Below are 20408 nucleotides of genomic sequence, written 5' to 3'. Positions count from 1 at the left end.
GAACCCCCGTCGTGTCGTCTCGTTGAACGTCTGCTGTAATTGTTTCTCACGCATTCCGTCCCCACCGTGTCTCTCATGAATAATAATGTTATTGTAACGCAGCGAAGTGATCGGATTTCGAAATGACCGAGTCGACACGTCGCCGTGCCCGGGCCGGGACCCTCTGTGCTCCGGCCGCCTTACAGCGCGTTTTCCAGCGCTGACGCGACGCTCCGGGCCTTTTCGGCGAGCGGCTCGGGAGTGTCTCCCCCCGCGACCGACTCGTCTAAGACGTCGTCGTCGACGCGTTCGACCGTGCCGTCCGGGCGTTTCACCACGTCGACGTGGAGGTCCACGTACCGGGCCGCGTCGGGGAACACCTCCACCGGCGTACAGACGTTGACGTACGTCCCGCGGACGGTCCCGTCGCGTCCCCGGTACGTCGTCGGATACCACCACCGGCCCTCCTTCAGGCTCGTCTCGGCGATGTCGCCGGCCTCGCGGGCGACGCCCAGTCCGTCGTAGGTCCCGCCGCCGGTCATCTCGCGCTCGACGGTGACGGTCCCGTCGGGGTCGACCCCCGTCACCGTCCCCTCGCCGAGAGTGATAAGGCGACCGTCCGGCTTCCCGTGGTCGATCCGGAGCGCGTCGCCCTCCCGCGGACCGAACGCGTCGGTCACGACCGCGAAGGGGAACTCGGCCTCGGGGTCGGGGTCACAGAGGGCCTCCGCGAGGTCCACGCCCGCCGAAGCGTCCGCCGAACCGGCCTTCACGCGATGGTGGCCCGGCATCGTCGCGGTCGCGGTCCGGCGCGCGTCGTCGAGCCCGAACCGGCTCTCCCGCCCGAACCAGGCCCAGACGCCGACGTTCGGCGCGGCGATCGGCGCGTCACGGAGGCGGCTTCGGTCGTCGAGGACGCCGAGTCCGCCCTCGCCGTCGGTCCCTCCGTCGCTCTCGCCGTCGGCCGGCCCGACCGTCGCGCACAGCTCCTCGGCGGCGTCGACCGCGGCGTCGAGGCCCGCGGTCAGCGCCGCCGTGTCGGCGTCGACGGACGGGGGTCGCCACACCGCCCGCCACCCCGCCGGCGGTTCGAGACCGAGCAGGTCGATCATCCCGGACAGCTCCCTCGCGGCCTCGTCGTCCCGGACGTCGACCCGCGTTCCGGATCCCGGTTCGAGCGCGACGAGGTCGCCGCCGACCCGCAGCTCCCCGGCGAGTTCGGGGCGGCGGTCGGTCCACGGCGCCGCCGACTCGCGGACCTGAACGCGGACCGAATCCCCCGTCTCCACCCGGGCGTCGACGTCGCCGTACGGGAGGTACCCCTCGGCGCCCCCCGGGGGCGTGCCCGCCGCGTCGCCGCCGTCGCCGTCGGCTCGGCCGTCGCCGGCTCGGAGGTCGACGACGGCGCCCCCGCCGAGCGTCTCGGTCACCTCCCCGTCGAGGACGGCGCCGGGCGGCGTGGGATCCGGCCACGCGAGCGCGTCGCGGCCCGCGTCGGTCAGGAGGGCCCGGACCGCGTCGACCGCGTCCGGGTCGCCGCTCGCCCCGACGCCCTGCCGGTCGCTGCTCGTCGCGATCCGCACGTCGGGCGGCTCCTTCGGGAACTCGGCGTCGAAGCGCCGGCGGATCGGCGGCGAGGCGTCGACGACCTCGTGGCCGGCGTCGAGGAGCCGCGCGGTGAGCGCCGTCGCGTAGATGCCGCGGACGCGAACCCGGGCCATCGTCACAGGGCCTCGCGCTCGCGCGCGAACCGGACCCGGTCGTTCACCGTGTCACCGAGGGTGAGTTCGACGACGACCGGGTCGCCGCCGTCGTCCTCCCGGAGGATCCGCCCGCCCTCGACCGGGACGCCCCACCCGTCGAGCGAGAGGTAGCCGCGGAGGTCGCTCCCGTGGGTGAACAGGTCGACGTCGGCGGTCGCGTGCTCTTGGACCGACTCCGCGCTGTGGGCCATCTCCATGTCCGAGTAGGCGGGTCCGTCCCCGTCGAAGAACGCCCGAAGCCGGTCGGCGTCGCGGGCGACGAGTTCGGCAACTCGGTCCGAGGCGTCGGTTATCGCGTCGGCGTCCAGCCCGGCCTCGCGGAGGGCGCGCTGGGTCCGTGCGTCGAAGTGCATACCCCGCCTTCGGCCGCCGCCGTTTCAACGCTGTCGGCCGCGCCGCGGCGCGGCCCGCTTTCCCCCGGTGAATCGCTCGCTTGCGCCAATTAGTTAAGTCACCGGGGAGGCAAACGATCCCTATGCCATCCGACGAGGACCCGATCGCGTCCCGGGCCGACGACCGCGACCTCTACGACGTCGCGACCTGGGAGGAGCGGACCTCCCTCGACGGGCTGTCGGTCGCGCTGTACTGGCTGCTCACGCGCTCCGCGAAGGCCGGCGTCATCCTCGTCGCCTTCGTCGGGCTCCTCGCCATCCTCGGATCGTTCGGGCTGGGGCTGCTCTTCGATCCGGCCATCGCGATCCTCCTCGGCCTCTCCGTCGTCCCCGCGCTGGGTCTGGCCGCATACGTGTACGTCTCGGACGTCACGACGGCCGAACCGCTGTCGCTACTGGTGGCGACGTTCCTGCTGTCGATCCTCACCGCGACGTTCGCAGCGATACTGAACAGCGTGCTCCAGCCGTACTTCCAGCCGTTCGGCTTCCTCGGGATCGTCGTGTTCTTCTTCGTCGTCGTCGGCCCGATAGAGGAGTCGGTGAAGCTGCTCGCGGTGCGACTGTACGCGTACAACGACGACCGGTTCGACGCCGTCATCGACGGTGCCATCTACGGCGCCATCGCGGGACTCGGATTCGTCGTCATCGAGAACTTCGTGTACATCGCTCAGAACGTCGACATGGCGGAACTGACGGTCGGGATCGCAGCGCTCGGCGCGGGCGACGGCATCGCGGCCCTCCGGGCGCTCGCGGGGCCCGGCCACGTCGTCTACTCCGCGTTCGCGGGCTACTACCTCGGGCTCGCGAAGTTCAACCCCGAGAACCGGGGCCCCATCATCGTCAAGGGACTCGTCATCGCGGCGGCGATCCACGCGCTGTACAACACGCTCGTCGGCCCGGTGACGGGAATCGCCTCGCAGCTGTTCGGCCTCTCGCAAATCGTCGCGCTGTTCGGCTTCGTCCTCGCCTTTCAGGGGGCGTTCGGCTACGTCCTCCTCCGAAAGATCTGGCGGTACCGGGACGCGTACCTCGACACGCGCGACGCGGTCGACCCCGACATGGAGCCCGACCTCGACGAGTTCGAGCCGTAGTCCGCCGGTCCGGCTCGCGGTGCGGTCCCGACTCGGTCGGCCCGTCCGCCGTCAGGGGGCGGCCTCCACCCGCGAGCGGTCGCCGGTTCCGCCCGTCAACGCGCTCGCGAGGGCGCCCTTCACGACGACCTCGTCGCCGAGGTCGGTGAGCCGCACCTCCGGAACGTTGATGAACACCATCTCCGGCAGCTTCTTCCGGATCGGATCGAGGACCCGCTCGGGGTTGTTGAGCGCGACCGCGCCGCCGACGCTCACGACCAGCGGGGCGTACGCGTGGATAATGTTCGCGATCCCCATCGCGTTCCAGTGGGCGAGCTGGTCGATCACGTGGTCGGCGAAGGTGTCCTCGCCCGCCGCCTCGAACACGTCGACCGCGGAGAATTCGGGGTCCTCGACCGGTAGACTCGTCTCGATCGGGTCCTCGGCGTGGAGTTCGCGGGCGTAGCTCGGGATGTTGTTCCCCGAGCAGTACCCCTCCCAGTGCCCGTCGAGGCCGCAGCCGCAAGTCATGAAGCCGTGCGGGTCGACGGTCATGTGGCCGACCTCCCCGGCGTTGCCGTCCCACCCCGAGAGCACGTTGCCGTCGACGGCGACGCCCGCGCCGATTCCGGAGGAGATGGTGAGATACACCATGTCGTCGGGGTTGCGCTCGGAGTGGAACCGCTCGCCGATGACGCCCGCGATGGTGTCGTTGTGAAGGTACACCTCGTCGGTGTCGAGTAGCCGACCGACCGGGCCGACGAGCGGAATGCGCTCGACGGTATCGGGGAGGTTCGCCGGTCCGTTGACCACTCCCTCCGCCAGGTCGAGCGGGCCGATCGAGCCGACGCCGGCCGCGACCGCCTCGCTCGGCGCGATCCCCGCGTCGGTACAGGCCTTCCGGATCACCTCCAACACGGCCTCCGTGACGGCGATGCCGTTCGGTCCCCGCGGAGTGTTTCTCGACGCGGAGCCGAGGATCGCAGCGGTCTCGTCGCCGACGACCGCCCGGACGTTCGTCGCCCCGAGATCGGCGCCCACGTAGTACATCGGGTGTAAGCGCGGACCCGTCTCACTTAAGCGGGACGCTTCAGGCGGTCCAGCAAGGGGAACAAACGGACCGGTTTCCCTCCGAATCGGGTCTCTGCGGTAGCGAGACAAAAGTCCCCTTCAGAGACGGGAGGACGACGGACCTTCGAACTTCTCCGTTTCGCCGTCGGAGGATGTCAGGAGGCGATTTCGCGCACGAACGTCACCGGGCACGGCGCCGAGAGCATGACTTCCTGTGCGACGCTACCGAACACGGCCTTCCCGGTCGGGGAGCGCCGCCGTCCGCCGACGACGACGCGGTCGGCCTTGACGCTGTCCGCGGTCTCGACGACCTCGTCCGCGAGGTCGCCGACCGCGCCCCGCACCGAGTGTCGCACGCCCGCCGCGGAGAGCGCCTTCGAGAGCGCTCGGGTGGTCTTGTGTCGCTCCGCCACCGCGTCGGGGGTCGCCCCTTCGCTCCCCTCGTCGAAGCCGAGGTTCGCGCGGGTCTCGTCGAACTCCTCTCTGTCGAACACGTGCGTCAAGACGATCTCCGCGTCCGCGGGCTCGGCGATCGCGATGGCCTCCCGTGCGAGCTGTTCGGTTCGCTTCTCGTCTTCCGTGCCGACCGCAAGCACTACTGTCTCGATGCTCATACTTCCCTTTCGCTCCCGGCTGGCTTAAGCCTATCGGAGTTTTAACTCAGATTTGAATAAACATTTTCCTCGATCGATCCTGATACTCTCGGGGGCGGCGACGTGACGGTCTCCGACGACGTCCGTCGGACGAGCGGGACGCTGCCGGTGCTGTGCGTCGCTCTCGGTCGGACGGAGCCGGACGCGACCGCCGCAGAAATCGATCAGTAATCGGGCGCGTCGTCTTCCACTTCGCGCTTCAGCGAGTCGCGACGCGACTTCGCGTCGCGGCCGGTCGCCTCCAGTAGAAACTCGTTCTTCGCGTCGACGGCGTCCGCGGCGGCGTCGGCGTTCCCCTCGGCGATGACGTCCTCGGCGGGCCGCTCCTCGAAGTGGACCGCCAGCTTGTCCTTCTTGCTTCCGTACTCGGCGGCGCCCGCGACGATTCGCTCGAACACCGGGTTGTCGGGGTCCTCGACGACGTACAGCTCGTGGCCCTCCCACTCCTCCGTGTCGGAGACCTCGCCGAAGTACTCCTCGACGGAGCCCTTCAGGTCGGGCATGCGGTCGTCCAGATGCTCGCCGCGACGCATCTTGTACTCTTTCATGCCGCGACCGTTCGACAGGCCGGCGTAAACCAGTTTCGTCACGGCCGCTCGGCGGGTTCGACCGCCGACGCGGCGCTCTTTTCCGTCCGTCTACCGGGGCCGCTCGTCGACGTACCCGCGCTTACACTCCGGACAGATGTCGCCCGCGCGCATCGAGCTCCCGTCCGCGGCCCGGACCATCCCGCACTCGGGACAGTAGTACTCCGTCGGTCCGTCGTCGCCCATCGTCTCCAGCTCGGGGCTCTCGCCGCGGGTGATCCCCGTCTCGCCCTCCCCGCCAGTGTCGAACACCGCGGTCTCCCCGTCTTCGGGCGCCTCGACGTACTCCGTCTCCGCCTCCGTCTCCGTCTCCGTCTCGCCCTGCTCCGCGGCCTCCGGAGTGAGCCCGCCGCCGAACTCGACGCCGGCGTCGCCGCCCTCGCCGACCGCCGCGCTGAATCCCTCGTCTTCGCCGCCGTGATCGGGCCAGGCCGTCCGTTCGTCGCCGTCGGGGTCGTCCTCGTCGACCGCCGGCCACGCGCCCCGGTCCCGGTCGTCGGGCGCGTCGTCGTCCTCGTCGAGGATGACCCCGTCGTCGCTCTCCGCGTCGGGTTCCTCGCCGCCCGCCGCCGCGTCCCCGTCCCTCGGGCTCGACGCGCCGTCCGGCTCCGAGTCGCCCGCGGCGTTCGGCCGATCCGCCGGGGCCGCCGGCGAGTCGGCGTCTCCTGTCGCCGGTTCGGCGTCCGTCGCACCGGCCTCCGCGTCGGCCGCGGGCCCGTCGTCCAGGATCACCGCGTCGTCGGTTTCGGCTCCCGGCTCCTCGTCGAGCGTCACGCCTTCGCCGCCGGTCGCGCCGTCGTCAGCGTCGCCCCGCCTCGGCGCCACGTCGGCGTCCGCGACCGCCTCCTCGCCGTCCGCGGCGGCGGCCTCGCCCGGAGTCCCGGCCGGTCCCGCGTCGGTCCCGCGGTCGGAACCGCCCGCCGAATCGACTCCTTCGGCCTCGCTCGCGGCGGCCTCGTCGGCCAGTTGCTCCATCGTCGTCACCTCGGTATTCTCGCTGACGATCTGCGTCTCGCCGCAGCGAGCGCAGGTCTTCACCTCCTTGACGGTCGTGACGACCTCGTCGCCCTCCTCCTCGCGTTCCCGCTGGAGTTCGGGTTCGCCGAAGTCGTGTCCGAGCAGACACCTGAGTCCCATTGTGCCACCCTGCGGTGCCGAGGGTAAAAAACGCCCCGTCGGCGTCCGACGCTCGGCGCACGACCGGTATCGCGGGGCGACGCGCTCGCCGCGTCCGACTTCGGTCGCGCGCCCCGATGACACAGACTCTTTGTGGATCGGTCGCGTACCGTACCTCACCATGCCTACCGTATCCTACAAGGGCGAGGAAATCGAGTGCGAGAAGGGCGCCAACCTGCGCGACGTGCTCAGGGAGGCCGGCCTCTCCGTCTACAACGGCAAGATGGAGACGCTCAACTGCCGCGGCGCCGGGTCGTGCGGGTCCTGTGCGGTCCAGGTCGAGGGCGAGGTCAGCGAGCCGGGCAAGAAGGAGCGCGCCCGCCTCTGGCTCCCGCCGCACCACCCCAGCCACGACGTCCGCCTCGCCTGCCAGACGAAAGTCGACGGCGATGTCGAGGTGACGAAGGGCCGCGGGCTCTTCGGGCAGCACATCTGAGCGCCGACGCGCCACTTCCGTCGAACGCGCCGCTTCCGTCGAACGCGCCGCTTCCGCCGGGCGCACCGCTCCTACCGTTTCTCCCTCTCCGCGAGCGACGCCCGACCGACGAGCGGAACGCTGGTCGAACGGAAGCGACGAGCGGAACGCTGATCGGGAGTAAAATACGACCGCGGCGGACGCGAGCCCGCGACGCGGACGAAAACGCTTGATACCGTGTGTCAGAGTCGCGTTCGGCGTCAGCCGGACCGACCCACTCTTCGGATTGGCTTACTGCCGAACGACGTTCGTCGCGCGGGGGCCCTTCTCGGAGGACTCGATGTCGAACTCGAGCTCCTGACCCTCTTCGAGGTCCGGGCCGCCGACGTCTTCCATGTGGAAGAACACGTCGTCGTCCGCGTCGTCAGTCTCGATAAATCCGTAGCCGCCAGTGTCGTTGAAGAAATCAACCTTTCCGGTCGCCATTGCGTGTCGAGAGAGGCGCCGACCGTGGATAAGAATTGCGAGTGTACAGTTACCACGTCTCTCTATAGACGTTCGTTTTCGAAGAACCCAGATTCGACAGCCACGCGCTGACCGCACGACGGATTCTCGGTACAGGATCGACCGATACGTCGGATTCTCCGGTGCCCCGTCCGACGCCGACGTTTATGTCTCCGGCCGCGAAAACGGGACGTGTGTCTCACGCGCATCGGGCGAGCGGCCCCGGCCTGACGCTCCGCGAGAACGGTCCCGCCCTGCTGGTCCCGGCGGCGTGGGGCGTCGCCGGCGCGGCGGTCCTCGGCGTCGTCTCCGCGCACGCGCTGTTCGTCGCCCACGTCGTCATGAGCGCCCTGCTCGTCGCCTTCGTCGTCGCCTCGTGGCGCGACATGGCGACGGGCGTCCTGCGCGCGTGGAAGCTGGCCATCCTCGCGGGCACGCCGGTCACGCTCGCGGGCGTCGCCGGGTTCCTCGCGCGCGACGGGACCGTTCCGGCGCTCGCGGCCTCGCTTCCGCCCGACGCGCTCCTCGCCGTCGCCCTCTACGGCTGGATGCTGCTGCCCGCGCCCGCGTTCGTCTACACGGGCCTGCGCGACCCGGCGGTCCCGCGCTCGGTCGTCCACCACGTCGCCGCCGCGTGTTCGGTCGCGGGCGCCGTCGTCGCCGCGCTCGCGGGCACGCCGACCGGAACCGTCGCGGGAATCGCGCTCGTCGGCGCCGGGCAGACCGCGGGCATCCTCGCGGCGACCGCGCTGTACTCGCTCGGAGAATGACCGACGCGGACACCTACGACTGCGAGACGTGCGGCGCGAGCGTCGCCGTCGCGGACGCCCGCCGGTCGAAGCCGTTCGGCGACCTCGACCCCGACACGTGGCAGACGCTGAACTGTCCGCACTGCGGCGACCGCCTCGCGACCGTCTTCGTCGGCGACGAGTGAGCCGCGGCCCTCCTCCCGAGCGCCGGCCGATCCGTCGCAGTCCGTGCTGACATCCCACATTATCTACGGCTGCGGCCCGTAGCCGACACATGTTCGACGTCGGCACGGCCTACCTCGCCGCGGCGGGCGCGCTGCTGCTCGTCGCGCTCGGCGTCGGGGCCCGAGCTCTCGTCCGGATCTTCCGCGAGGCCCGCGAGCGCAGCCGGAAGCGACGCGAGGGCGAGCTCGAACGCTACACCAAGGACCCCGTTTACGACCGCGATCCGGCGGACCCGGAGGCTGACGGAGCGGCGCGGTCGACCTGTCCGCAGTGCGGCGCCGAAAACGCGGCCGGATTTTGCTACTGCCGCGAGTGCGCGGCGCCGCTGGGGCCAAATTAGCGCCCGCTCCGACCTCTGCGTTCGCGGAACCGGTCCCGTCTGAATATCTGAATTATACAAAATTATTTGAGCTCAGCGGTACAACGTCAAGTCGAATGGCCGACTCGGAGTCCGAACCGTGGAGAGAGACCATGAGCGGGCGTGAGCGCGTCCGGCACGTCGCGGAGCTGCTGGACGAGCCGACGCCGGTACAGGAGATCGCGGACCGGGCGGACGTCTCACGCGCGACGGCCGACGACGAACTTCGTCGACTGGAGAGCGACGACTGGGTGACTGAGACGACCGTCGACGGGACGAAAGCCTACGACCTGAACCCCGTGCGGATGCTCTTCGACGAGGTGACGGACCTGATCGAAGCCCACTCGCGTGAGGAACTGGAGCGTCGACTCACGGAACTGAAGGAGGAACAGGAAGAGCTGGCGACGGAGTACGACGTCGATTCGCTCGCTGAGTTCCGGGAACGCCTCGCTGACGAGGCGTTCTCGGCCGCGGAACTCCGTGAGCGTCGCAACGCGATCGCCACGTGGGAGGCGATCAACACGGAACTCGGGCTTGTGAAGCACGCCCTCCAGCTGTACGATGATGTCCTCGAACTCTCCTCGCCGCGGACTGACTCTCCCTCGACGCTCGCCTGATGGTCGTTTTCCTCGCTGACCGGACGAACCTTCAGAGCAAGCGGCTCCACGACCGCATCGGGAACCGGCTCGGCGGCGAGTTCGACAACGTCCGACGGAGACGTGCCGAACCGCGCGAAGCGGGCCCGTACCGCGTCGTCGCCGCCGTGAACCCACGGCAGTTCTTGGGCGACGACGAGTACCCGGTGACGGCTGCGCGGATCGAAATCGGGTTTCAACTACAGACTGGTGAGCCGCACGAGTACTACTGGTTCAACTGGATAGAGCCAGACCGGAGGCTGCTGGTGGGTTGGCATCGGGACGACACGCACGATGACCTCGGTCCAGTTCATCTCCAAGTCAACGACGGTGGGACGCCCGCCGCGCACGAGCCGGCGCAGTTCATCGACTCACATCCGCTGGACGTCGTCGAGCGACGCCTTGACTCGCTCCGAGATGTCGTCCTCGCGGTCGAGTGGGACCGGGGACGCCCCGTCGGCCTCGACCTCGCTGCGCCCCCGGGCGAGTAGGTCCGGTGGGGGCCGCACGGCGTCGCTTCTTCACCCGCTCGCTGTCGCTCGCGGGTTCGGAATATGCCGCCTCCCCGATTTGAACTCGCCGAGACGCTCGTCCTCGCTCCGCTCGGGCTCACGACTCGTCTGCTCAAATCGGGTCGGGAGCATTTTCGCTGCTCACAACTCGGTCGCTGCGCTCCCTCGTAGGTTCGCAAGAAAATGCCGCCTCCCCGATTTGAACGGGGGACAGCTCGATCTTCAGTCGAGTGCTCTCCCAGTCTGAGCTAAGGCGGCTCGCACTCGCACCAACGCCGATTCCAGACAAAAGGATTTCGAAAGGCCGCGCGCCGATCGCGCGCAACCCACTCGCGTCGCTCGAATCGGGACGCCGACCATCGTCGCGGTATCGGACGATATCGCCGCCGATCCGCGGCGACGGCGCGGATCGTGGCTTCCGCAACCGCCCCCTTTCTCGCGTCCCTCCGATATCGTGATGGCATCTCACGACGACCACGACCACGCCGACCACCACGAGACGCTCGACGCCGCGGTCGACGCCCGCGACGACTGGGCGCGCCGCCGCCGCAAGGGGATCCCGACCGACGAGAACCTCCTCGTCGTCGCCTGTATGGACGAGCGCATCCCCGTAGAGGAGGCGCTCGGCATCGACCTCGGCGACGCGCAGGTGTTCCGCAACGCGGGCGGCAAGGTGACCGACGACGTGATCCGGTCGGCCGCGCTCACGACGAACTTCTTCGACACCGACGAGATCGTCGTGATCAACCACACCGACTGCGGCATGATGAGCGCCCCCGACGAGGCGATCCGCGACGGCCTCGCGGCGCAGGCCGGCGACCTCGACCCCGCCGACCTCGACCCGTCCCTCCCGGAGCTGACCATCGGCGACGCCGACCTCCTCGATTGGGTGAAGATGACCGACGACATCGACGCGGCCTGCGCCGCGCAGGTCGAGTACCTCCGCGAGTCCGCGTTCATCCCCGACGACACGACCGTCTCCGGCTACGTCTACGAGGTCGAGTCCGGCGAGCTCCGCCGCCCCGACGAGCGTATCGCCGAAGCGATCAGCGAGCGGCGGGCCTGACCGCCGCCGGCTGACGGCGCGCGGGCGACGCGCCGCCCGAGGTGAGACGTTTTTATGCGCCCGCGGCGAACCGAGTGGCAAATGGATCGAGCACGCGCGCCCCTCTTCGGACGAGGTGGTGCCGATGGACGCTGACGGCGACGCCGTCTCCGAGTCGGACGCCGCGAGCGACGCGGACGGCGCGACCGCGTCCGGCGACGACGCCCCGGTCGTCGCCGGCTTCTTCTCCGGCTGCGGCGGCCTCGATTTAGGCTTCGAACGGGCCGGCTTCGACGTCGCGCTCGGGAGCGACCAGTGGGAGCCGGCCGCGCAGACGTACCGCCGCAACTTCCCCGACACCGAGTTCGTCGAGGAGGACGTCCGCGAGCTCGACGCCCCGGCGGTCCGCGCCGCGGTCGAACGGGCCGGCTACGACCACGAGGGGATCGACGTGGTGATCGGCGGGCCCCCCTGTCAGGGGTTCAGCCGGCTCAACAACGAGCAGATCGAGCTCGACGAGATGGAGAAGGACCGCCGGAACACGCTCTTCGAGGAGTTCCTCCGGGTCGTCTCCGTCCTCGAACCGCAGCTGGTGTTGATGGAGAACGTCCGCGACCTGATCAACCGCCAGACCAGCGACGACCGGTACGTGAAGGACCTCATCGTCGAGGAGTTCGCGGCCCACGGCTACAAGTGCGAGTACCGCGTGCTGGAGGCCGAGCAGTACGGCGTCCCCCAGAAGCGCCGCCGGATCTTCTTCATGGGCACCGACCGCGACGTGCCGATCCGCTTCCCGGAGCCGACGACGCCCGAGGGACAGTGGCGCACCGCCGGCGCGGCGCTCGCGGACGCGACCGATGACCTCCCGAACATGACGTACGCGGACACCGGCGAGAAGACGCTCGAACGCATCCGCCACGTCCCGCCGGGCGGCTACTACCGCGACCTCCCCGACCGCCTGAAGACGACGAAGTACCAGTGCGACTGCGAGGACACCGACACCTGTCCCCACGAGCCGGAGATCGTCAAGCGCTACGGGACGTACCTTCGCCGGCTCGACCCCGGCGAGCCCTCGTTGACGGTGAGCACGAACGTCTTCATCCACCCGACCGAGGACCGCTACCTCACGCCCCGCGAGATGGCGCGGCTCCAGACGTTCCCCGACGAGTTCGTCTTCGAGGGGACGAAGACCGACGTCATGAAACAGATCGGCAACGCGGTCCCGGTCCGGCTCGGCGAGGAGTTGGCGAATCAGCTCTTGGAGTACTTCCCCGAGGTCCGCGACGCGCCGCCCGCCGACCCCGACGTGTACGAGCAGCAGTCGCTGACTGACTTGGCCTGAGATCCTTTTTAAGTAGTGATTGGCGATGCGGCGAAGGATTCCACTGTTCCAGCAACTTGCTTATAAATAGTCGCTGGTAGATCGGTGGCGAACACCGCCAAAGCCCCAGCCGGGAGGCGGGCGCACGCTCGCTGTGCTCCTCAGTCGCTCGCGCTGCTCGCTCCTTGCGGTGCTTACGTCGCCTGCGCCCGCCTCCCGGCTGCCCCTTTGAGTCCCACCCCCACAGCAACCGCACCGCACCTCACACCTCCCCAGCCTCGTCGGCCTCCCTCCGCTTCGCTCCGGTCGGCCGACTCCCTCGCGCGTGCGACATCGCGCCCTCCGGGCGCTCGTCGGCACGCGCCGCCGCCTCTTTATTTATAAATAGTCGCCGCTGCTCACGGACTGTTCGCAACAGCAGAATGGGGCCGCTGAGAGTCGAACTCAGGTCCACTGCACCCAAGGCAGCGAGGATACCACTACCCCACGGCCCCGCACCCGTACCTACCCCGAAGAGCCGCTAAAGGGTTTCGTTGCGCGCCGTCACTCCTCGTCGTCGCGCCGTTCGAGGTCGGCGACGATGTCGTACGGGTCGGTCCCATTCCGGACCGAATCGAGGATGAAGAACGCCTCGTCGGGCGCGAGGAAGTGTCTGGTGACCCCGCGGCCGAGCGGCGTCGGCTCGAAGCCGTCGATGAAGTTCCACTCCAGCAGCTTCCCGAGCGCGTGCTTGGTGGGGACCTCGCCGATCATGCGGTCGTTGAGGCGCTTCGCCTTCTTGCCGGCCACGACGACGTTCGCGAGCGTCTCCTCGGCGGCCGCGGTCTCGTCGTAATGGGTCGCCACGTCCTCCATCTCGCCTTTCAGCAGGGTGAACGCCACCTCGTCCTCCGTGCGGTCCATCGAGCCGTGGTAGACCCCGTCGGGCTCGACGAGGAGGTAGACGCGACCGCGGTCGTGGTAGTCCGGGCGCCCGGCGCGCCCGAGCATCTGCGAGAACTCCTGGACCGAGAGCCACTCGATCCCCATCGCCAGCGAGTCGAAGATCACCTGTGAGGCGGGGAAATCGACCCCGGCGGCCAGCGCCGCGGTGGTGACGACCGCCGAGAGGTCCTGATTCCCGAACATGCGCTCGACCTTCTTCCGGCGCCCGTAGTCGAGTCCGGCGTGGTACGGCGCGGAGTCGTACCGGAGCTTGCGGCTGATCTCGTGGCACCGCCGCCGAGAGTTGGTGAAGATGATCGTCTGCCCGCGGTACCCCTTCGACGACTTCGTGTCGAACTCCCGCTTGACGAGCTTGTCGGCGATCTGCGCCTTCTCGCGCCCGTCAGCGAAGGTGACGTGGCGCTCGATCGGAACGGGGCGCTCCTCGTACTCGATCAGCGTCGCCCGGAGCTTCTCCGCGAGCCACTCGGGGTTCCCGACCGTCGCCGAGAGGTAGACGAACTGGGTGCCGTCGTACGCCTCGTGCGTCTCCATCCGGTTCTCGCTGTAGTACTTCAGCCGGGAGATGAGCCCGTCGAGGCGGTGGCCGCGCTCACCCTCCTTCAGCGTGTGGACCTCGTCGATGACGACGGTGCCGATGTCGCCGAGGTCCTTGCCGGTCCGGAGCGCGTGGTCGATCCCCTCGTAGGTGCCGACGATCACGTCGGCGTTCGGGTCGAAGCGGTTGCCGTCGTCGTTCACCCGCGAGGAGCCGACGCGGATGGAGACGTCGAGTACGTCGCCGTAGCGGTCCTCGAAGTCCTCGTGCTTCTGGTTGGCGAGGGCGACGAGCGGGACCAAGAAGAGCAGCTTCCCGTTCCCCTTCAGCGCGCGGTCGATCCCGGTCAGCTCGCCGACGAGCGTCTTCCCCGTCGCGGTCGCGCTCACGACGAGCTGGTCGTCGCCGTCGAGGAGCCCGTTCCGCACGGAGAGGCTCTGGACCGGGAGCAGCTCCTCGAACCGGCCTTGGAGGTGCGCGGACAGGTCCGGATGGAGATCCAAGTCCTCGGTCCGAACGGGCGAGACGTCGTCGACGTTCGCGGACACCTCGTCGTACTTCGTGAGGTCCGGGTCGAGCCCGCCTTGGAGGAGGCTCACGATCCGGTCCAAGTCGCCCGACTCGTACAGCAGCTCCTCTAAGCGCTCCTCGGCCGCGCCGGTAAAATCGCCCTTGTACGACAGTTCTCGTTCCAGTTCCCGGCGGGCGCAGTCCCGGCAGATCAGCTCGCCGTTGTGTTCGATCGCGTCCTCGCTCGTGATGGGGCCGTACCGCCCGTCGCTCGCGCAGCGCCGGCAGGTCCGGACCGCCGTCGCCTCCAGCTGATAGCCGTCGAGCATCTCCTTCAGCCGCGCCCGGTTCTCGGGAGCGGTCTGCTCGGAGATGCGGATCCGGCCGGCCGCACGGGCGAGGTCGACGAACTCGTCCGGCTGGCGGGGGTGGTCCTCGCCGTCGCGGATCACCCGGAACTTCCCCGGCCGCGGACCCGCGGAGGTGTCCTTGAGTTCGAGCCGCCCGCGGAGCACGCGCTTGCCGTCGCGGTTCGCGACGACGGTGTAGTCGCTCCGCGACTCGTGGAGGAACAGCGTCTCGACCTCGGCCAACTGCTGTGACACTGCCGTTCGGTACGCGAGCGAGGTATTTCAGGTGTTCGGCTCGGGGGCCGAGAGCGTGTCCCTCGTGCGCTCCGGCGGCTACCCGACGCGACCGCACGGAAAAGAACCGCCTTACGGACGGGGAAGTCGGTCGCTACGAGACGAGCAGCTTCTCGCCGCGGTCGACCGTGATCCGGCACGGCGGGGAGAGCTTGTTGTACGCGCGGCGGAACGCCTCCTTCACGACGGACGCCTGCTCGACGTCGCAGTACGCCGTGAAGACGACGTCGTCCTTGTTGAGCCGCGCGGCGGTGCCGACCGGCTTGCCGAACGCCTGACGCATCCCGTCGGAGACGCGGTCCGCGCCGGCCCCGGTCGCCTGCTTGTTCTCTCGGATGACCTGGTGGGGGAACTTGCGGAGGGTCATCTTGTAGTTGCCCTCGCCGAGCTCCTTGATCAGGTGGCGGTTCGCCGAGAGGCGCGCGCTCTCCAGCGAGCCGTGTCGGACCTGGAGCTCCTCCTCGACGCGGAGGCTGATCTTGACGGGGTAGTCGTCCGGCTCCGCGGAGAGGTCGCCCATGTTGTGCTGGGCGATCTTCGAGCCGGGAATGCCCGTGATGTACTCGCGGCGGGTGTACGACGGCTTGTCGATCGTCCGATACATAGAGGCGGGTTTGTCAGACATGGCTACTTGTCCGATGTAGCCGGTGCTGCGGCGATAAAGCCTTCGATAGCGAGGCGCTTTCATCGGCTCCGCGGCCGTCAGCGTCGACGTCCGGTCGGATCGCGGCGTGCGTTGACACACCGTTCCGACCCCGGCGCGCGTTGACACGACGCTCGGTTCACTCCGCCGGCGTCGGGTCGAGCGCGACGTGGTCGAACCCGCGGTCCGCGAGCCGTTCCGCGGCCCGGTCGGTGACCGACGGCGCGACGAGAATCCCCCGGACGCCCGGCGCGTCGTCGGGGTCGCGGTCCCCGTCGCCCGTGCCGCCGTTATCGTCGGCGGCCTCCTCGATCCCCAGCTCCTCCTCGAGCGCTCGCACGTACCGAGCCAGCTGTCCGACCGCGTCCGGTCCGACTCGGCGCCGCTTCAGTTCGACGACGACCGGCGTCCCGTCGGCGTCGACGCCGAAGACGTCCATCGGCCCGGCGTTGGAGGGGCGTTCCGTCTCGCGGGGTTCGAACCCCGGCTCGACGAGGCCGGGTCGTTCCAGAATCCGGGTCCGGAGATCCTCCTCGCTGCCGTGAAGGGTGAGGTCGCGCCCCCCCGTCACGGCCATCGCGGAGAGCTGGTGAACGTCCGAAAAGCGGACCGTCAGCGTCTCGTCGGGGTTGCTTCTGGTCGAGACAACGCGGAGCCGCCCGTCGCGTACCGCGGCGCGGTGCTGGGACCCCGGCGGCTGCCAGTTGACCGGCTGGCGTCCCTCGTCGGTGTGGACCAAGGCGGCGCCGTCGGGTTTCAACACGAGCAGCCGGTCGCCGGCGCCGAGGTCCGAGGCGGCGCGGCCCTCGTAGGAGACCGTACAGGTGCCGAAGACGCTGACGAGGTCGCCGCGCTCGAAGGCGTCCTCGAGCTCCCAGAGGGCCTCGCGGTGACTCGGGTCGTGGACGCTCGTGACTGTCACTGCGGTTCGTAGGCGGTCGCGGCTGAAAAAGGGTGTGCGCCGGCGGCCGCAGCCGCTCGGTCCGGACCGGCGGCGCGTCCGCTCGGCTCAGTCGCCGCGCCGCGAGACGACGATACCGGCGACGAAGAGGACCGCCCCGAGCGCGAAGGCGGCGACGCGGAGCGTCGTGTCCGAGACGAGGATTCCGGCCAGGACCGAGACGGCGAATCCGGCGTGTAACACCGCGGTGAGGTTCATGAGACCGCTACGGCCGCGCGGCACAAAAGCGGGTCGAAGGCGGCGGGGCGGTCGGTTTAATCTAGCTCGACCGCGCGCCGTTCGCGCCGCTCCTCGACGGCTTCACGGAGCGCGTCGGCTTCGTCGTCGCTCAGAACGCCCGCGAGCTCCAGCAGCGATCGCTCGCCGGCGAGCCGGAGAACGACGTCGGAGAACGTCTCGTCCTCCCGCTTGTGGGCGGCGAGCCGATCGTATGCCTCCTCGGAGAGGCGGATGCTTTTCGACATATGCATACGGTTGTATGCAGACTCACAAAGGCTTTTCTCAGGGATCGCCGCTGCCCGCCTACGTCCCGTGCTCCCAGCTCCCCATGTACTCGCGCTGCTCGTCGGTGAGCTCGTCGTACTCGACGCCCTCGGCGGCGAGCTTGATGTCCGCGACCTCGCGGTCGAGCTCGTCGGGCACGTCGTGGACGCCGGGCTCGTAGCTCTCGCCGTTCGCCGCGAGCTCGCGCACGACGACCGCCTGGACGCCGAAGCTCTGGTCCATCACCTCGACCGGGTGGCCGAGGGAGATGGGCGCCGCGAGGTTGACGAGCCGGCCCTCCGCGATGACGTTCAGCACGCGGCCGTCGGGCATCTCGAACCCCTCGACGCCGTCGCGGACCTCGTAGCGGTCGACGGCGAGGTCGTCGAGGTGGTCGAGGTTCACCTCCACGTCGAAGTGGCCGGCGTTCGCCAGGAGGACGCCGTCGTCCATCTCCTCGAAGTGCTCGCGGGTGATCACGTCGCGGTTGCCCGTCGTCGTGATGAACACGTCGCCCTTCTTCGCGGCCTCCGTCATGGGGAGGACCTCGTACCCCTCCATGTGCGCCTCGAGCGCCTTGCGGGGGTCGACCTCGCAGACGATGACGTTCGCGTTCTGGCCGGAGGCCTTCTTCGCGACGCCCTTGCCGCACTGGCCGTAGCCGCCGACGACGACGTTCTTCCCGGCCCACGAGAGGTTCGTCGTCATCGCGATGGTCGCGAGCGACGACTCGCCCGTGCCGTGGACGTTGTCGAACAGCTGCTTCATCGGCGTGTCGTTGACGGCGAAGACGGGGTAGCCGAGCTCGCCGTCGGCGTCCATCGCGCGCAGGCGGTCGACGCCGGTCGTCGTCTCCTCGGCGCCGCCGACGATGGAGTCGACGAGGTCGGGATACTCCTCGTGGACGAGCTTCACCATGTCCATCCCGTCGTCGACGGTGATGGTAGGCCCGTGGGCGATGCAGGCGTGTATCGCGTCGTAGTACTCCTCGTCGTCGACGCCCCGCACGGCGTAGGAGGCGATCGACTCGTGGGCGTCGAGCGCGGCCGACACGTCGTCGTGCGTCGAGAGCGGGTTACAGCCGGTGATCGCGACCTCGGCGCCGCCCTCGGCCAACAGCTCGACGAGGTTCGCCGTCTTCGCCTCGACGTGCATCGCCATCGCGATCGTCTCGCCGGCGAGCGGCTGCTCGTCGACGAACTCCTCGCGGAGCGCGTTCAAGATCGGCATGTGCTGGAGCGCCCAGTCCATCTTCCGGCGCCCCTCCTCTCGGGCCGCCTCGACGTCCGAGAGGTGCTGTGACACCGGCGGATACGCGGTTTCGCTCATACTACTCGGTTCGCTCACGGCGCACTAAACCCTGCCGACACCGGGCCGCGAAAAGAAATCCGCGTCGTTCGAGGGACGGCCGGTTCGGGCCGTCAGTTCGGAGCTCGGTTCGAGTCGTCAGTTCCCCGACCGATTCGAGTCGTCAGTTACCGCCGGGGCCGCCGGCGTGGTCCGGCGGGCCGCCGTCGTCGTCTTCGTCGTCCTCATCGTCATCGTCGTCTTCCGCGTCGTCCGCTTCAGCTTCGTCCGCTTCCGCGTCGTCTGCCTCGGTTTCGTTCTCCTCCGCGTCGTCGTCCACGTCCGCGTCGTCCGCGTCGTCGTCTTCCGCGTCGTCGTCTTCCGCGTCGTCACCGCCCGGGCCGGCGTGGGCCGGCGGGCCGCGCTCGCCGTCCTCCTCGCCGTCGGGACCGGCGTGGTCGGGCGCGTTGCCGGGCGCGTCGGTCTCGTTTTCGGCGTCGTCGTCATCGTCGGCCTCGTCGGGGCCGCCGGGGCCGCCCGCGTGGTCCGGGGCGTTACCGGGGTTGTTCTCCGTCACGAAGTCGGAGACCGCGCTGCCGATGCCGCCCTCGCGGTCCTCGAGGCCCTCGATGAACTCCCGGACGAGCTGGCCGAACGGCGTTCCCGCTTCGGACTCGTCGTCCTCCTCTTCGACGGTCAGCTCGACCGTCTCGGAGACGCTCTCGTTCTCGGACGCGGCGGTGATCTCGACCGTCACGTCCTCCTCGGCGGCGGGCAGCGTCACCGTGCCGTTGGCGTCCGTCTCGTACTCGCCCGTGCCCGCGTACGACGCGTTCTCGTCCGCGTCGCCGGCGAGCGCGACGACGACCGAGGCGTTCTCGACCGGCTCGTCGTCGTCCGTCACCGTGACGACCGGTTCCTCGTCGGTGTCGTCGACCTCCAGTTCGAGGCCGTCGGGCGCCTCGAGTTCGACCGTCTCGGAGACGCGCTCGTTCTCGTGCTCGGCGGTGACGTTCACCGTCACGTCCTCCTCGGCGGCGGGCAGCGTCACCGTCCCGTTCGCGTCGGTCTCGTACTCGCCGGCGCCCGCGTACGACTCGTTCGTGGGGTCGGCGACGGTGACGTTCACCGTCGCGTTCTCGACTGCGGTGTCGTTGTCCGTCACCGTGACGACCGGTTCGCCGTCGGTGTCGTCGACCTCCAGTTCGAGGCCGTCGGGCGCCTCGAGTTCGACCGTCGTCGAGGCGGTGTCGTCACCGTCGGCGGCCGTGACTGCGACCGTCACGTCCCCCTCGGGCGCGGGCAGGTCGACGGTGCCGTTGGCGTCCGTCTGGTACTCGCCCGCTCCCGCGTACGACGCGTTCTCATCGCCGTCTTCGTCGACGACGCTCACGACGACCGTGGCGTTCTCGACCGCGGTGTCGTTCTCGGTCACCGTGACCGTCGCTGTCCCGTCCGCGTCCTGCTCGACGCCCACTCCGAGGTGGCCGTCGGCGGCCGCGACGCCGGTCATCGCGCCCAGCGCGACGACCGCGATCAGTAGGATGGCTGTCGTGCGTTCGCTCATGTCCACTCGGGTCCACTCCCTGTTACCGTATAAAAAGCGGACTCGCTTAACGCGGTTTAATCCGGTTTGTATCCGGGTTAACGGCGCTGAGACGTTTGTTTTGGTTGATCGGGGTCTGGCGGCGGTTTCGCCCTCGATCGAACCCGGTTTCGACCCCGGACGCGGGTCGGTCATCGCTCGCGCGCGATACGTCTCTGGGAGTGTCGCGCTCGACCGAGTTGTGTTCTCTCGTTTATAGGCAGGCGACCGTTTCGCGGCGAACACCTCCAAAGCCCCAGCCGTTCGCTTATAAACGGTTGATAGCGGATCGACAGCGAACACCTCCAAAGCCCCAGCCGCGAGGACTCGCGCGGCTCGCTGCGCTCCTCAGTCGCT

The 20408-nt window shown here is 69.2% G+C and carries 23 protein-coding genes and 2 tRNA genes; 9 read left to right on the top strand and 16 right to left on the bottom strand.

Annotation, left to right across the window (positions count from 1 at the left end):
• Positions 1–179: 179 nt before the first annotated feature.
• Both EXE42_RS13685 and EXE42_RS13680 read right to left on the bottom strand, forming a co-directional pair.
• Positions 180–1700 (bottom strand): DUF402 domain-containing protein, encoded by a 1521-nt coding sequence (locus tag EXE42_RS13685; RefSeq protein ID WP_137706728.1) that lies wholly within the window; start codon positions 1698–1700, stop codon positions 180–182.
• Positions 1701–1702: 2 nt separating this feature from the next.
• Positions 1703–2095: a hypothetical protein gene (locus EXE42_RS13680; RefSeq protein ID WP_092920518.1), complete on the bottom strand. Its 393-nt coding sequence runs from the start codon at positions 2093–2095 to the stop codon at positions 1703–1705.
• A gap of 122 nt (positions 2096–2217) precedes the next feature.
• Here EXE42_RS13680 and EXE42_RS13675 point away from each other — a divergent pair, with 122 nt between their 5' ends.
• Positions 2218–3225 (top strand): PrsW family intramembrane metalloprotease, encoded by a 1008-nt coding sequence (locus EXE42_RS13675; protein WP_092920519.1) that lies wholly within the window; start codon positions 2218–2220, stop codon positions 3223–3225.
• A gap of 51 nt (positions 3226–3276) precedes the next feature.
• Here the strand turns inward: EXE42_RS13675 and EXE42_RS13670 are convergent, their stop codons facing one another.
• The 4 genes from EXE42_RS13670 to EXE42_RS13655 form a co-directional block, all read right to left on the bottom strand.
• A complete protein-coding gene (locus tag EXE42_RS13670) occupies positions 3277–4254 on the bottom strand; it encodes an ROK family protein (RefSeq protein WP_092920520.1) in 978 nt (325 codons plus the stop codon).
• A 176-nt stretch (positions 4255–4430) separates the two neighbouring features.
• Positions 4431–4889: a universal stress protein gene (locus tag EXE42_RS13665; protein WP_092920521.1), complete on the bottom strand. Its 459-nt coding sequence runs from the start codon at positions 4887–4889 to the stop codon at positions 4431–4433.
• Between the two features lie 203 nt (positions 4890–5092).
• Positions 5093–5476 carry a DUF5611 family protein gene (locus EXE42_RS13660; protein ID WP_092920522.1) on the bottom strand — a complete coding sequence of 128 codons (384 nt, stop codon included), beginning with the start codon at positions 5474–5476 and terminating at the stop codon, positions 5093–5095.
• Positions 5477–5566: 90 nt separating this feature from the next.
• Positions 5567–6652: a hypothetical protein gene (locus EXE42_RS13655; RefSeq protein WP_137706727.1), complete on the bottom strand. Its 1086-nt coding sequence runs from the start codon at positions 6650–6652 to the stop codon at positions 5567–5569.
• A 160-nt stretch (positions 6653–6812) separates the two neighbouring features.
• Here EXE42_RS13655 and EXE42_RS13650 point away from each other — a divergent pair, with 160 nt between their 5' ends.
• Entirely contained in the window at positions 6813–7127 is a 315-nt protein-coding gene (locus EXE42_RS13650) for a 2Fe-2S iron-sulfur cluster-binding protein (protein ID WP_137706726.1), read from the top strand.
• A gap of 270 nt (positions 7128–7397) precedes the next feature.
• On the opposite strand, the gene EXE42_RS13645 is transcribed toward EXE42_RS13650, so the two are convergent.
• Positions 7398–7592 carry a cold-shock protein gene (locus EXE42_RS13645; protein WP_004599158.1) on the bottom strand — a complete coding sequence of 65 codons (195 nt, stop codon included), beginning with the start codon at positions 7590–7592 and terminating at the stop codon, positions 7398–7400.
• 185 nt (positions 7593–7777) lie between these two features.
• Between EXE42_RS13645 and EXE42_RS13640 the strand changes: the two genes are divergently transcribed.
• The 5 genes from EXE42_RS13640 (at position 7778) to EXE42_RS13625 (ending at position 10068) form a co-directional block, all read left to right on the top strand.
• Complete coding sequence (locus EXE42_RS13640) at positions 7778–8380, top strand: hypothetical protein (RefSeq protein ID WP_137693658.1); 603 nt, start codon at positions 7778–7780, stop codon at positions 8378–8380.
• Entirely contained in the window at positions 8377–8544 is a 168-nt protein-coding gene (locus tag EXE42_RS19395; RefSeq protein ID WP_167603322.1) for a hypothetical protein, read from the top strand. Before EXE42_RS13640 ends, EXE42_RS19395 begins: the two co-directional genes overlap by 4 nt.
• 89 nt (positions 8545–8633) lie before the next feature.
• Positions 8634–8924, top strand: coding sequence for a zinc ribbon domain-containing protein (locus tag EXE42_RS13635; protein ID WP_137706725.1), 291 nt, complete (start codon positions 8634–8636; stop codon positions 8922–8924).
• 131 nt (positions 8925–9055) lie between these two features.
• Entirely contained in the window at positions 9056–9559 is a 504-nt protein-coding gene (locus EXE42_RS13630) for a winged helix-turn-helix domain-containing protein (protein ID WP_096396191.1), read from the top strand.
• Positions 9559–10068 carry a hypothetical protein gene (locus EXE42_RS13625; protein ID WP_137693660.1) on the top strand — a complete coding sequence of 170 codons (510 nt, stop codon included), beginning with the start codon at positions 9559–9561 and terminating at the stop codon, positions 10066–10068. The genes EXE42_RS13630 and EXE42_RS13625 overlap by 1 nt, the downstream gene beginning before the upstream one ends.
• Before the next feature lie 205 nt (positions 10069–10273).
• Here EXE42_RS13625 and EXE42_RS13620 read toward each other — a convergent pair.
• Positions 10274–10347, bottom strand: a tRNA-Phe gene (locus tag EXE42_RS13620).
• A gap of 199 nt (positions 10348–10546) precedes the next feature.
• On the opposite strand from EXE42_RS13620, the gene EXE42_RS13615 reads away from it, so the two are divergent.
• Both EXE42_RS13615 and EXE42_RS13610 read left to right on the top strand, forming a co-directional pair.
• On the top strand, positions 10547–11155 hold the full coding sequence (locus EXE42_RS13615) for a carbonic anhydrase (protein WP_137706724.1): 609 nt from the start codon (positions 10547–10549) through the stop codon (positions 11153–11155).
• A gap of 124 nt (positions 11156–11279) precedes the next feature.
• Positions 11280–12476, top strand: coding sequence for a DNA cytosine methyltransferase (locus EXE42_RS13610; protein ID WP_137706723.1), 1197 nt, complete (start codon positions 11280–11282; stop codon positions 12474–12476).
• Positions 12477–12878: 402 nt separating this feature from the next.
• On the opposite strand, the gene EXE42_RS13605 is transcribed toward EXE42_RS13610, so the two are convergent.
• From EXE42_RS13605 to EXE42_RS13575, 8 genes are all read right to left on the bottom strand, one after another.
• Positions 12879–12949: transfer RNA gene (locus EXE42_RS13605), tRNA-Pro, on the bottom strand.
• Positions 12950–12998: 49 nt separating this feature from the next.
• Entirely contained in the window at positions 12999–15053 is a 2055-nt protein-coding gene (locus EXE42_RS13600; RefSeq protein WP_137706722.1) for a DEAD/DEAH box helicase, read from the bottom strand.
• A gap of 133 nt (positions 15054–15186) precedes the next feature.
• Positions 15187–15717, bottom strand: a complete 531-nt coding sequence (locus tag EXE42_RS13595; protein ID WP_092920531.1) for a 50S ribosomal protein L16 — start codon at positions 15715–15717, stop codon at positions 15187–15189.
• Positions 15718–15874: 157 nt separating this feature from the next.
• A complete protein-coding gene (gene nucS / locus EXE42_RS13590; RefSeq protein ID WP_092920532.1) occupies positions 15875–16657 on the bottom strand; it encodes an endonuclease NucS in 783 nt (260 codons plus the stop codon).
• Between the two features lie 87 nt (positions 16658–16744).
• Positions 16745–16894: a hypothetical protein gene (locus tag EXE42_RS19390; RefSeq protein ID WP_167603324.1), complete on the bottom strand. Its 150-nt coding sequence runs from the start codon at positions 16892–16894 to the stop codon at positions 16745–16747.
• Positions 16895–16950: 56 nt separating this feature from the next.
• Positions 16951–17160 (bottom strand): antitoxin VapB family protein, encoded by a 210-nt coding sequence (locus EXE42_RS13585; RefSeq protein WP_137706721.1) that lies wholly within the window; start codon positions 17158–17160, stop codon positions 16951–16953.
• A gap of 58 nt (positions 17161–17218) precedes the next feature.
• Positions 17219–18508, bottom strand: a complete 1290-nt coding sequence (locus EXE42_RS13580) for an adenosylhomocysteinase (RefSeq protein ID WP_137706720.1) — start codon at positions 18506–18508, stop codon at positions 17219–17221.
• 142 nt (positions 18509–18650) lie between these two features.
• Entirely contained in the window at positions 18651–20033 is a 1383-nt protein-coding gene (locus EXE42_RS13575) for a DNA primase (protein WP_137706719.1), read from the bottom strand.
• Between the last annotated feature and the right edge of the window lie 375 nt (positions 20034–20408).

Origin of the sequence: Halorubrum sp. SP3, from assembly GCF_005435195.1 — an archaeon.
Taxonomy (GTDB): domain Archaea; phylum Halobacteriota; class Halobacteria; order Halobacteriales; family Haloferacaceae; genus Halorubrum; species Halorubrum sodomense.
This window is presented reverse-complemented; position numbering and strand designations above follow the sequence as displayed.